We start from the raw sequence: 13,147 nt of genomic DNA, 5'->3' as shown, positions 1-13,147 counted from the left end.
CCCTTAATTTTTATGAATTTTAACTTCAGCGTTCATACCTGGGACAACATTTTTAGATGGATTAGAATCTAAAGAGATTTTTACGGGTACTACCTGAGAAACTTTCGTATAGTTACCGTCGCTATTTGATGAAGGCATCAATGAAAAGCTAGCTGCAGTCGCTTGGCCTACTTCTTCAACCTTACCTTTGATTGATGCTTTTTGACCGTCGATATCTACATCAACATCGTTGCCTTTTTCCACGTCAGAAATATCTTTTTCATCTACATTAGCTGTTATATATAGATCATCTAAATTATATGCATATGCAATTGGGTTCCCTGCTTGAGTCATAGAACCTTCGATACCATCTGTTTTAACAATCGTACCTTTTTGTGGCATTTTGATGTTCATATCTTTTGATTGCCCATCTTGGCCTTGTGCTAAAACTTCTGCTACTTTATCACCTTTATCAAGTTTGTCTCCTTGCTTAACATTAAGAGATTTAATTTGTCCAGATGCAGGACTTGAGATTTTTATTTGATCTCCATCAACTTTTGCATTGTCAGTTGTCACATAACTTGTTGTGTTATGCCAGAACCAAAAGCCTAACACACCAATAACAACTAGGACAATGATAGTAATCACATTGATTAATATCATTTTTTTCATGAATATACCCTCCTATTTGCTTTTAAAATTCACTTTATCTATTATAGAGATGTGTAAATAAAAAATACACCAACATTTTTAATAATTGTGTTGGTTTAGAGTTTATTTATTTAAATTTTCTTTTTGATTTAGGTGAATATATGAAACAACGTGCGAAATATAAAATAATAAAAAGTTTAATCGAACTTTTAGAATACTATCCTTTTGATGAAATAACCATTAAAATGATATGTGCTTATAGTGGCGTGAATCGCTCTACTTTTTATGATCATTTTCAAGATAAATATCAATTACTAGATAAGATTCAAAATTATCATTTAAACAAATATATGTCATTACTACAAGCCTTCTATAACGATTTTCATCATATCAAAACAGATCAAAAAAAATTATATAAATTTTTCTTATTGATAGCCAAATATATTAAACGTAAAGAAGCGTTCTACAGAGCAACGCTTGTAACATATCCTAATAAAGATATTGCATTAGATTACATTAACGCCACTAAAACATGTTATGAAAAAGTCATGGATAGATATGAAACCTCAATAAATAATAAACGTATGTTTATCATTTATTCAGTTGGTGGTCAAGCAGGTGTATTTATCGATTGGTTACGTAATGGATGCCTCGAATCTCCTCAAGAGGTTGCTCAAGTTCTTTTAGCAAATACAATTAAATTACAACGATAAAAAAGCTAAAACTCATTGAAAAATCACTCAATTTTATCAATGAATTTTAGCTTTTTTAAATATCTTCACATTAATCAACTGTAAAATCATAAGAATTATTGCTGTAATAACGATAACGATTATATAAGGTATCGCATTACTCTCTCCCTTAATACCAACAAGTGGAGAGATGATGCCACCAAGTAAAGTTTGAAACAATCCCAACAAACTTGAAGAACTACCTTTGGCCCCTTTACTCTCATCCATTGCTATCGAAAATCCTAACGTTGCAATCCCTGTAACTGGTGCCACTAAAACCACAAAGCCACAAGAAAGTATCCAAAAAGTCCAATGGTTGAGTAACGTTAGTGATACGATTATAACACCAATAACTTGTATAGTAGACATGATTCTTAGCAACAGTAATCTATCTATATAGTCAACAAGTTTTCCGGTTAATTGGCTTGAAATAATGAGTGTAACGCCTATTAAAGCAAACATAATACTGAAGTTTAATGGCGTTAAACCATAAATTGTTTGAACTATAAAAGGCGATGCAGAAATATAAGTAAATAGCAATACAAATGACACCCCTTGTATCAACATGGGTAATACAAAGCGGGGTGTTTTAAAAAGTTCTTTGAAATTGATTAGCATTGTACCTATGTTACTATTTACTCTTAGGCTCTTTTCAAGCGACTCAGGTACTTTAAATAAAGTCCCTATTAACATGACAATCCCAAACATTGTTAGTATTACAAATACAATTCGCCATGGCCCATAATTTAAAATGATACCGCCAAGCGCAGGTGCGATAATTGGTGCAATACCATTGACGAGCATTAATAATGATAAAAATTTAGTTAGCGCATTACCAGAGTACATATCACTAGCAATGGCTCTTGAGATGACTGCACCTGCACCACCAGTTAATCCTTGAATAAATCGTAAAATAATCATAATCCATATATTTGTGACGAATATAATACCTAAACTCGCAATAGTAAAAATAATCAGTGAGAAAATTAATGGTTTTTTTCTACCAGTAATATCAGATATGGGTCCAGCCAAAAAATTTCCTAACGCTAATCCAATCATAAAAAAGGAGATAGTGAGCTGAGTTGTAGATGCAGAAATATCAAAATCATGACTAATATTAGGTAGTCCAGGTAAAAACATATCAATAGCCAATGGGCCAAATGCTGTTAATGAACCTAATATAACAATAAAAAGTAATGATTGATTTTCTGACTGATACACCCTTTTCAAGCTTCCTCCCCCTTTAACAAAAATATTTTGAATGTTTGATAAAATCCATTTTGTTTTTATAATTCTTTAACCAACTGCATATTACTATCATCATTATCTATTTCTAATTCATAATCTTTATTTATATAATTCCCTATATGATTAATATGTTGAATAGTTGTTCTTACAGTATGTCCGCTTCGATGAACACTTAACACTTGTGGAGATATCATAGTGACGTTCGTTCGATTTTGGAAATTACTTTTCATTGATGTGTATATAGACGAATTCTTTTTAAAATAACTCGATATAAAGTTAAAATCATTCATATTAAATGCTGAATTCATAGCCGTTGCATAACCAGTAAAAAATTCAGTTAATTTATTTTTCAAACTATTTTCTTCTTTTTCTTTCTTCTCAACATAGCTATTTATTTTATCACTATCAAATTCCAATGTAACTTTCGTATTATCTTTCAAATCATCTGCACTAATTGTTTTCGTCTCAGAACTAAACGTCTTACCTTTTGCCTTACCAGTTGCAGAAATCGTTATATCTTTTGTTTTTGGATAAGGACCAAATTCTTTAGAATGAGAATAAGTGAATGTACGGTCATTGATTTGAACTTTTTCTGATTTATCACTTAATTTACTCGCACCCTTAAATTTGATATTGATAAATGATTGATCATAATCTTCAGCTACATCTACGGTTTCAGAATGACTTTCTCTAAAGTCAAAATTTAAATGCCCATTGAATGTACCGTTTTCTGTAATTTTCTTAGATGGTAAATGATATGTACCAGGAATAAATTCACCCAAAGGTGTATTTTTATTTGCTTCAGCAATGACAGTTTTCTTTTTTCCACTTGTTCTAAATTCATATTTAGTTTCTACTTTAGGTTTAATAATTGGCTTTTTTGTCGGAGCTGTGAAACTCATATTATCAAAAATTAAATACTTTGTACCATTTTTACTTATTTTAAGTACATCTTGTCCACTTTTCGTTTGTATATAAGATGCCACGCTTGAATTACTTTTATTCAATTTATCTACAGTATTATTGATATCTCGAATATACTTCTTAATACCTACTTCTTTTTTTACATAATTAATATATTGTTGCGCTTCAACATCGTCTACTTTTTTATTTTTAGTACTCAATAATGTAGCAACTTTTTGTGCATCATTATTATCTACAGCATTAACTAATATCTTAGCTTGTGCATTAGGAGAATTATAATTTCTTAAAAGGAAAAATAACACGATAATAAGTATTAAGATAAATACACTAATACCTATCGGAACAATTTTACGAAGACGCATATTGGTAGAATTCTCATTACTCGATTGAGATGATTGGTCTTTAATCTTTCTTTTTTTCTTCTTAGTTAATAGTTGCCCACAGTTTGGACATTGCGATGTATCATCTTTCACTTGATGACCACAATTTGGGCATTGACTCATTTTATCACCTCTACTCATCTCACTACATTATGATTATATTTACATGTCATAAACACATTACCTACTCGATATATTTTACATTTAGCAATGATAAAATACAATTTCCATTACATGTAGTTTTCATTGTAATTCCATTAAAAGAAAGTTACAGACTTATCTAAATTATATAAATAAACGCTAGTCAAAAACATACAGATTTAGTCTCATTTTCTTATTTCCCCACTCATATTATTATATTCCTATTCGTCTCTAACTGTATAGGCTCTTTCACTGATTCTATCAAAGTTTAGAAGTATAAGATTGTATACGATAGTCGATAATTTCTAAAACCTGTCTAACTTTTTCAATTTCCTTACTGTCAAAGTCACTCGTCATATCACTAGCAATATGGCTCATAATCGCTTTTCTCTCTTTAATATATTTCTTTCCTTTATTAGATAATTTAATTATTTTAAGACGTTGGTCAGTATTGGAATGTGGTTTTTCTAATTTAACTAATTCAGCATTGAGCAATTTTTTGACTCTTCGACTAACAGCAGCTTTATTAACACCTTGTTTCTCTGTAATTTGCCCCACAGTTAACGCCTCTATACTTAGCATATTTAACACATGAGATTGCTCAGCTGATATGCCATACTCAGTTTGCAAGTCTTTAAGTAACTTTGCTGTTAATGTATTAACATCATTAATAAATTTTTCTAAAAATGAGATGTGATCTTCTATTCTTCTTACCATTTTTATCCCCTAATTAATCTAAACGATTTATATAAAAAAATTATGTTTAATCCTTTTAAATCATAGCAATAATACCTTAAAATTTAAACCATAAATATGTATTAAAATTGCCATATTCATAAACATTGCTAATTATAATTTCATAAGCTAAATTTATAAGTAATATAACTACTGAGGTATCAAAACAATGTTACTTTTTTTATGTTTTCTAATCGAATTATTACTTATTGTTTCATTATATACGAAACAATCGTTTACTCTTAATTTATTTAGTTTTATCTTATATACCATCATTGGTTTTGTTATGATGACTTATCATGTGGTAACTGTATCAATACCATATGAAATGTTTATCATTGTAATTGTAGCAATGATACTGTTATTGATTAAATATCGTTATATTTTCAAGTTGCAAACAGGTCGTTTTTTTATTTTAAAACTTAGTCACCATTTTTATACTATGGGGCTATTTGCTGTGAGTTGTTTATATATAAGTACTATTCCCCTAATTATCATTAATAGCTTAGCTTTATGGGTCGCAACCATTGCATTTAGTACAATTTACTCGTTTATCGGCTACCTATCTTGGTCTACAGCTTTTGAAAATCATCAATATCATAAACACGTAAAGTTAATTATGGTGCTTGGAGCTGGAATTTTCTCTGAAGAAGTGACTACACTTCTTGCTGCAAGACTTGATAAAGCTTTATCCGTTTATCATTCACAACGAACTAAACCTATCATCATTGTAAGTGGTGGCCAAGGTCCTGACGAACCAATTTCAGAAGCACTTGCGATGAAAAGATACCTTATAGCTCACAACGTTCCGGAAAATTATATATTTATGGAGAATCAATCCACGAATACACGAACCAATTTCTTATACTCTAAATCTATCATTCATTCGATGATGCCTACTTCAAGTCAGATGTTGTGTGTAACAAGTCAATTTCATGTTTTAAGAGCGCTTAAATTTGCTAAAAAAGCTCATCTTTCTTTCGATGGCATTGGAAGTCGTACACCATACCACTTTTTGGCACAATCTATGATTATAGACTTTTTGGGTTTAATGTATCAATATAAAACAATACTTACTATTTATTTCGCTATGTTGTTTTGGCTTGCAATACTACAAACCATATAAACCTCTCTTAGCAAAATTGAATATATTTAAAGAAGCTTGAGACACAAACATGTCACAAGCTTCTTTAATTTATAGTATGTTATACAACAATTCCACAGTTGGGTTCGGGGCCCCAACACAGAGAATTTCAGTACGAAATTCCTCGGACAAGGCAAGTTGGGGTTCTAGAGTGAAGTATTATTTATTCTATCTATTCTATCCTACTTCCCTTTTAACTATTTTTTATTTTACCATCGTACAATTCTATAATACGATCAGCGTATTTGAACAAGCTTTCATCATGAGTAATCATGATACCTATCATTTGGTTATCTTTTATTTGTTTTCTGATCATTTCAACAACCTCTTGAGCACGACTAGCATCAAGACTTGCTGTTGGTTCATCTGCTAAAACAATTTTCGGATGATTCATAAGTGCTCTCATAATCGCTACACGTTGTTGTTGTCCACCTGAAAGCATATGTGGGTAGCTATTAAGTTGCTCTTCTAATCCAATTTTTGTTAATAATGCTTTAGCTCTTGCTTGGGCTTCTTTTCTAGACATTCCAGCTTCTTTACCTACTAAGGTAAGTTGGTCTAAAACTTTTAAGTATGGAACTAAATGAGAGGCTTGAAAGATAAAACCAATATCATTTAGTCTTAAGTGCGCTTTATTAGTATGTCGTTCAAATAAGGATTTCCCCTCGTATATTACATCACCTGATGTTTGAGATAACAGACCACCTAAAATAGTCAATAACGTCGTTTTTCCTGAACCTGAAGCGCCATTTAAAATGATGAATTCTCCATCTTTCACTTCAAAATTAATGTCTTTTAACACTTCTGTTTTTGAGCTTTTTTCACCAAATGTTTTACTTATGTCTTTAACAACTAGACCCATTATTGGCCACCTCCAATAGCTTCAATAGGATCAATTTTAATTAACTTAATAAATGATAATGATGTACCGATTAATCCAACTATCATAAATACGACAAGTACAAAGATAATATTTTGCATGTCAATATGGAATGGCATTGAAACTGGCAATATATTACTGATTAGCAAAATGACTACTTCTGCTATAACTACACCTATAAATGTAATCATTGAAATTTGTAAAATCAATGATGTCAATAAATGCTTTGTAGTAATACCAATTGCTTTTAAAATACCGATTTCAGATGTCTTTTGTATCGTCATTACATAAAAGAATGCGCTTAACACAATCGCCGTAATAACGTATAAACTGATAATCATCATATTCAATGGTGTTTGCTCTGCTTTATAACTTGCGATATTACTTGTTATATCGTCTGTAGTAGCTGTTTGAACGCCTTTGATGTGATTTATTTTATTTTTATCCGATTTAGATAATTGGTTCGTAACATAAAATGTTGCGACATTACTACTTTGTTCTATTTTAGATTGGTCCATCATAACAATGTTACTATGAGAATACATCGTGTTTTTTAATGTACCTACAACTTTATAAGTTGTATCGTCACCTTTGACTTTAACTTTATCGTCTAAATAAAGACCTTCTGCAGTTAGTTTTTCATTTATTGCTATCTGATTTTTATTTTTAGGATAATGACCAGATTTCAAATTTGGCTGATGATTTTTCACGCTGTTTATAGCCATCACGTTTTCTTCGTTTCCATTGATTTTGAAAGTTTTACCTGCCATTTTAAAAGGTTTTTCATCAATAATTTTTGAAATATTGTCTTGTTTACTTTGTGATAGAATAGATTTTTCTAATTGTGGTTCTTTCATTTTTTGAACAACAAATTGATTACCTTTAATTTGATCAAATATTGATATATTTTCTCGTGCTAGGCCTTGAGCAAGTCCACTGATAAATAAAACCATAATCGCCATTAGAAAAATAATGAACATGATTAATATAAATCTGAACTTATAAAATTTAATCTCTTTCCAAGCTAGATTCATTGATATCCTCTCCCGTTTCTTTATATGTTAAGTTTAAGAAGAAAATATGAACTCAATATGAACAAGTATGATTTTGTTCATAATTTTCTTTATCGTAGTATAATTATTAAAAAGTATAGGAGCGTAAACATATGATTAATTGCTTAATCGTAGACGATGATGAAAAGTTATTGCAATATGTTTCAAGTCATTTAGAAAGAGAAAGTATTCAAACACATACTTTCACAAGTGGAGAAGCATCACTAGATTTTCTTGAAAATAAAAATGTTGATATTGCGATAGTAGATATTATGATGAGTGGAATGGATGGTTTTGAGCTTTGTCAGACTTTGAAAGATGATTATCATATTCCTGTCATAATGTTGACAGCTAGAGATGCATTAAGTGATAAAGAACGTGCATTCCTAAGTGGCACTGACGATTATGTCACTAAACCTTTTGAGGTTAAAGAATTATTATTTAGAATTAAAGCTGTCTTAAGACGATATCAAATTAATGCTGATAACGAGTTACAACTTGGCAACTTAATATTAAATCAGTCTTATATGGAAATTACCGTGGGTTCAAAAACGATGAATCTTCCAAACAAAGAATTTCAGTTGTTATTTTTATTAGCCTCTAATCCTAAACATATTTTCACTCGAGATGATATTATTGAAAAAATTTGGGGCTTTGATTATGAAGGAGATGATCGTACTGTTGATGTTCATATTAAAAGATTACGTCAACGTTTATCTAAATTGAAATCATCAGTATCGATTCAAACTGTAAGAGGTCAAGGATATAGGGTGGACCAAAATGTTTAAAACATTATATTCGAGAATTGCTATATATGCAATTACAGTCATTTTGTTTAGTGCATTAATGAGTTTTCTTTTTACGAATATTTATTATCACTTTCATTTGAAAGCTTCTAATGATGCAAAAATTATGCGCACACTTAAAGAAGCTCGTGAATATGAAAGAACACAAAAACCTAAACCTCTAGATACGTATTTGAAACATTTAGGTCAAATGAATTATCAAATTATGACTGTCAACGAACATGGAACCAAACATTTTTATGGGGAAACTTTTCGTAAAAATACTATAAGTCAGTCTGCAATCAAAAAAGTGCTCAACGGTGAAGATTATCACGGTATTAAAAATAAACCTTATGCATTTTTTGTAACAGGGTTCTTCGATAATGAAACGGATAATACAGTAGGTATTCAATTTAAAACAGATGATGGGGCATTAGCAGTTTTTATGCGTCCAGATATCGGGGAAACTTTTAGCGAATTTAGAATTTTCTTAGCTGTATTGATAACACTTTTACTTATTATTTCAATTTCACTAGTCATTGCATCAACATATTCTATTATTAAACCAGTGACCGCATTAAAAAATGCAACAACTCGAATTATGAAAGGTGATTTCAGTACGCCTATCAAACAAACACGTCATGATGAAATTGGAACGCTGCAATCACGTTTCAATACAATGCGTCAAAATTTAGGACAAGTAGATCAAATGAGACAACATTTTGTCCAAAATGTATCTCATGAAATTAAAACACCGCTTACACATTTACAACGATTGCTTACACAACTTGAATTGACGCAAAATGAAGAAGAGAAACAACTATATATCAATGAAATGTTTGAAATCACTAATCAAGTAAGTGAACTAACTAAGGAATTGCTACTTTTATCTGAATTAGATAATGCTTCCCACCTTACTTTTAACGATAATGTCCATTTAAATACTTTAATAAAGGATATTATTAGACATGAACAATTTCGAACTGATGAAAAAGATTTAGTTTTATTTACTGAATTGGAAGATTTGTATTTCCGAGGAAATGAAAGACTATTACATCAAGCTTTCAATAACCTCATCATTAATGCAATGAAATATGCTCCTCAAAATAGCATGATTAATGTCACTCTAACTAGTACAAATCATTTGATTATATTTAATATTGAAAATGATGGAACGATTGCAGAAGAAGATGCGAAACATATCTTCGATCGCTTTTATAAACTGAGTGACGAATCTAGTAGTAATGGTCTAGGTCTTGCCATTACCCAATCAATCATTCATCTTCATCATGGTAACATTACTCTCACTTCAGATGATAAAACACAATTTATTGTAAAACTATTTATTTAGTATGTATTCTTTAAACTATCAATTGGATTCATAACAAAATATGATGTATTTAAAACATTTCATTAATTAAACTATACGCCATATATAAAATCACCATTAAATGATAACTTATTTTTAATCATTTAATGGTGATTTTTTAAAATATTACTTTACATTCAAGTATTTTTTTACTTCTTCATTTATTGAATGATACATATCTTCATGATCTGACAATTTTAAACCAAATGATGGGACCATTTCTTTAATTTTTGGTTCCCATGACTTAAACTCTGATTTGTAACAACGTTGCAAGACATCAAACATGATATCAACAGCAGTCGAAGCACCAGGTGAAGCACCTAATAGTGCTGCAAGTGAACCATCTTCTGATGTTATCACTTCCGTACCAAATTGTAATTGACCTTTAGACTTATCTGTATCTTTAATTACTTGAACACGTTGACCTGCAGTAATTACTTCCCAATCTTCATCTTTCGCTTCTGGTAAGAATACACGCAAATCATTGATCCGTTCTTCATTTGAAAGCATTAATTGAGAAACTAGATACTTCGTCAAATTAAATTCTTTTACGCCAGCACTTAACATTGTAATCATATTATTAGGTTTTACAGATTTAACTAGATCTAAATATGAACCATTTTTCAAGAATTTCGGCGAAAACCCTGCAAAAGGTCCAAATAGTAATGATTTTTCACCGTTAACAAATCGTGTATCTAAATGTGGAACTGACATTGGAGGTGCACCTACCTCGGCTTTACCGTAGACTTTTGCATGATGTCTATGTATGACATCTGGATTTTTACATCGTAAGAATAAGCCACTTACCGGGAAACCACCAATGTGTTTAGATTCCTTAATCTTTGCTTTTTGTAATAAAGGTAAACTTGCACCACCAGCTCCGATAAAGACGAACTTAGATTCATAATTCATTACATTTGATGTATTTAAATCTTTAACCACAACTTGCCAGTTACCATTATTTAATTTTTTTATATCTAAAACTTCATGTTTATAATTAATGCCAACATTTTTTTGTTGTAAATTAGCTATTAACTTTTTAGTCAAAGCACCAAAGTTAACATCTGTACCTGTCTCGTCATACGTGATGGCAATTGCTTCATCTGATTTGCGTCCTTCCATCATTAAAGGAACCCATGAATTAATTTTTTCTGGATCTTGAGATATTTTCATTTTTTCAAATAATACATTTTTCTGCAAACTCGCCACTCGACTTTTTAAAAATTTAACATTTTCTTCCCCTTTGACAAAGCTCATATGTGGCACTGATTGAATAAATTTATCCGGACTTTCAATATGACCTTCACGTATTAAATATGCCCAAAATTGTTTAGATAATTGAAATTGCTCGTTGATGTGAATTGCCTTAGTAATATCTACTGAACCATCTTGACCTTCTTTCGTATAGTTCAATTCACACAGTGCTGAATGACCTGTTCCCGCATTATTCCAAACATTTGAACTTTCTTCTCCAGGTTGACTCAATCTTTCGAATAATTGGATATCTTTTTCTGGTGTTAATTCTTTTAGTAAAGTTCCTAATGTTGCGCTCATAATTCCGCCACCTATTAAGATGACATCTGTTTTGCTATGTTGAGTATTCATAACAAACACAGTCCCCCTTTTTTATTAAATAAATGGAACGATTGACACTCATAGATGTCGATGTCTTTAATAACATTAAAGCGCTTTCTCTATATTGCAAAAAAATCTAAGCGTCTTTTAAGGAAGTGCTCATTTCTTCCCTATCATAACCATTAATTAAACTAATTTAATTATATATATAAATTGTGTTACACAAAAGAATAAAAGTCAACATTATGAGAATAGCTTCATTACACAATTCAAATTACAATTGTTTACATGTTAACCCATATACACGAACTAATGTTATAATAACTTAAATATCATAGAAAACAATGAGGTGTTTAACGCAATGAAGTCGTTCACATTTTTTATGCATAATATTTATGCAATGGGCGGAACGGTAAAGTCGGTGACACAACTTGCAAATACACTTGCAGAAAAAGGACATCCTGTAACAATTATTTCAGTTTTTAGAGGCACAGACTCTCCATATTTTGAATTACATTCTGCAATAAAAGTTAAAGTCTTAGTGGATTATCGCTTAAAGATTAAAAATATTAGGTCTATTACGGCAAATCGTATCAAAAAATATACCCCCTTTTTAAATACAAAAGTGATTTCTCAATTTGAGCCAGGTAAAAGTCAGTTTTCGAGTTATGTAGAGAAAAAAATGATTAAAGCAATTAGGCATACTAAAACTGATGTACTCGTTGGAACAAGAGCTAGCTTTAATATTCTCATTTCTAAATATGCTAAAGCTGAAATAGTGACCATCGCAATGGAACATATGAATTTTGATGCTCACCCTGATCAGTATCAAAAGGAAATTATTGCTGCGTACCGTAATATCAATAAGATTACAACGTTAACAGTCGCAGATCAGCAAAAATATCAATCACAACTTAAAACTCCTGTATATGTTATACCTAATATGGTTACTGAAAAAAGAATTGCTGCTCCAAAGAAAAATCGTATTATTAGCGCCGGACGTTTAGAATATGAAAAAGGGTATGATTTATTATTAGAGAGTATTCGTTTAATACAAGAAGACTTGCGTCAATTGAATTATGACGTTCACATCTATGGTTCTGGTAGTAAGAAAACATTACTTGTTGACTTTATTAATCAATATCATTTAAATGATTTGATTAAAATATATGAGCCAACGCAAGAATTAAATAATAAACTTGCACAAAGTAAAATCGTTGTTGTACCTTCACGCAATGAAGGTTTCGGAATGATTATTTTAGAGGCAATGGTGCAAGATAATATAGTAATAAGTTTTGAAGGCAATGTAGGGCCAGATTCAATCATTAATAACGGAGATAATGGTTATTTAGTAAACTATGAAAATGTGTCTGAACTTGCAAAACGTATCGATTTAACAACACAACATTATAATGAGTTAGATCACATCGTTGAAAATAGTAAAGATACGTTGAAACAATTTAGTCCGGATCATATATATCAATTATTTATGTCTATGTTTAAATAAAAATAGGAGTGAGACTTAGTTCATTTAAAACGAACTGTCTCACTCC

12 protein-coding genes are annotated in these 13,147 nt (G+C 30.6%); 5 read left to right on the top strand and 7 right to left on the bottom strand.

The annotated features are described in order from the left end of the window. Nucleotides 1-3 precede the first annotated feature (3 nt). On the bottom strand, nucleotides 4-651 hold the full coding sequence (locus HMPREF3241_RS05250) for an HlyD family secretion protein (protein ID WP_001831502.1): 648 nt from the start codon (nucleotides 649-651) through the stop codon (nucleotides 4-6). Between the two features lie 140 nt (nucleotides 652-791). Here HMPREF3241_RS05250 and HMPREF3241_RS05245 point away from each other — a divergent pair, with 140 nt between their 5' ends. Next, nucleotides 792-1,343: a TetR/AcrR family transcriptional regulator gene (locus HMPREF3241_RS05245; RefSeq protein WP_002475293.1), complete on the top strand. Its 552-nt coding sequence runs from the start codon at nucleotides 792-794 to the stop codon at nucleotides 1,341-1,343. A 36-nt stretch (nucleotides 1,344-1,379) separates the two neighbouring features. Here the strand turns inward: HMPREF3241_RS05245 and HMPREF3241_RS05240 are convergent, their stop codons facing one another. The 3 genes from HMPREF3241_RS05240 to HMPREF3241_RS05230 all read right to left on the bottom strand — a co-directional run bounded on the left by HMPREF3241_RS05240 (nucleotide 1,380) and on the right by HMPREF3241_RS05230 (nucleotide 4,771). Next, a complete protein-coding gene (locus HMPREF3241_RS05240; protein ID WP_070853507.1) occupies nucleotides 1,380-2,591 on the bottom strand; it encodes a putative multidrug effflux MFS transporter TcaB in 1,212 nt (403 codons plus the stop codon). A gap of 56 nt (nucleotides 2,592-2,647) precedes the next feature. Then, entirely contained in the window at nucleotides 2,648-4,036 is a 1,389-nt protein-coding gene (locus HMPREF3241_RS05235) for a glycopeptide resistance protein TcaA (protein ID WP_070853506.1), read from the bottom strand. Between the two features lie 279 nt (nucleotides 4,037-4,315). Then, on the bottom strand, nucleotides 4,316-4,771 hold the full coding sequence (locus HMPREF3241_RS05230) for a MarR family transcriptional regulator TcaR (protein ID WP_002447227.1): 456 nt from the start codon (nucleotides 4,769-4,771) through the stop codon (nucleotides 4,316-4,318). A gap of 187 nt (nucleotides 4,772-4,958) precedes the next feature. Between HMPREF3241_RS05230 and HMPREF3241_RS05225 the strand changes: the two genes are divergently transcribed. Continuing rightward, the gene (locus tag HMPREF3241_RS05225) at nucleotides 4,959-5,915 is read left to right on the top strand and encodes a YdcF family protein (protein ID WP_002447226.1); all 957 of its coding nucleotides are present in this window, start codon (nucleotides 4,959-4,961) and stop codon (nucleotides 5,913-5,915) included. Nucleotides 5,916-6,126: 211 nt separating this feature from the next. On the opposite strand, the gene HMPREF3241_RS05220 is transcribed toward HMPREF3241_RS05225, so the two are convergent. Together HMPREF3241_RS05220 and HMPREF3241_RS05215 are read right to left on the bottom strand one after the other, a co-directional pair. Then, nucleotides 6,127-6,795 (bottom strand): ABC transporter ATP-binding protein, encoded by a 669-nt coding sequence (locus HMPREF3241_RS05220; RefSeq protein ID WP_070853505.1) that lies wholly within the window; start codon nucleotides 6,793-6,795, stop codon nucleotides 6,127-6,129. Further along, nucleotides 6,795-7,847: an ABC transporter permease gene (locus HMPREF3241_RS05215; RefSeq protein WP_070853504.1), complete on the bottom strand. Its 1,053-nt coding sequence runs from the start codon at nucleotides 7,845-7,847 to the stop codon at nucleotides 6,795-6,797. The genes HMPREF3241_RS05220 and HMPREF3241_RS05215 overlap by 1 nt, the downstream gene beginning before the upstream one ends. Nucleotides 7,848-7,978: 131 nt before the next feature. On the opposite strand from HMPREF3241_RS05215, the gene HMPREF3241_RS05210 reads away from it, so the two are divergent. Next, on the top strand, nucleotides 7,979-8,653 hold the full coding sequence (locus HMPREF3241_RS05210) for a response regulator transcription factor (RefSeq protein WP_002447223.1): 675 nt from the start codon (nucleotides 7,979-7,981) through the stop codon (nucleotides 8,651-8,653). Beyond that, nucleotides 8,646-10,001: a HAMP domain-containing sensor histidine kinase gene (locus HMPREF3241_RS05205; RefSeq protein ID WP_002447222.1), complete on the top strand. Its 1,356-nt coding sequence runs from the start codon at nucleotides 8,646-8,648 to the stop codon at nucleotides 9,999-10,001. The genes HMPREF3241_RS05210 and HMPREF3241_RS05205 overlap by 8 nt, the downstream gene beginning before the upstream one ends. Before the next feature lie 144 nt (nucleotides 10,002-10,145). Here the strand turns inward: HMPREF3241_RS05205 and mqo are convergent, their stop codons facing one another. Next, nucleotides 10,146-11,624 carry a malate dehydrogenase (quinone) gene (gene mqo / locus HMPREF3241_RS05200; RefSeq protein WP_070853503.1) on the bottom strand — a complete coding sequence of 493 codons (1,479 nt, stop codon included), beginning with the start codon at nucleotides 11,622-11,624 and terminating at the stop codon, nucleotides 10,146-10,148. A 331-nt stretch (nucleotides 11,625-11,955) separates the two neighbouring features. Here mqo and HMPREF3241_RS05195 point away from each other — a divergent pair, with 331 nt between their 5' ends. Continuing rightward, nucleotides 11,956-13,101, top strand: coding sequence for a glycosyltransferase family 4 protein (locus HMPREF3241_RS05195; protein ID WP_002490661.1), 1,146 nt, complete (start codon nucleotides 11,956-11,958; stop codon nucleotides 13,099-13,101). Nucleotides 13,102-13,147: the final 46 nt, after the last annotated feature.

The sequence above is a fragment of the Staphylococcus sp. HMSC34G04 genome (assembly GCF_001838765.1).
Taxonomy (GTDB): Bacteria; Bacillota; Bacilli; order Staphylococcales; family Staphylococcaceae; genus Staphylococcus; species Staphylococcus epidermidis.
Note: the sequence above shows the minus strand (reverse complement) of the source record. Positions and strands in the feature narration are given on the sequence as shown.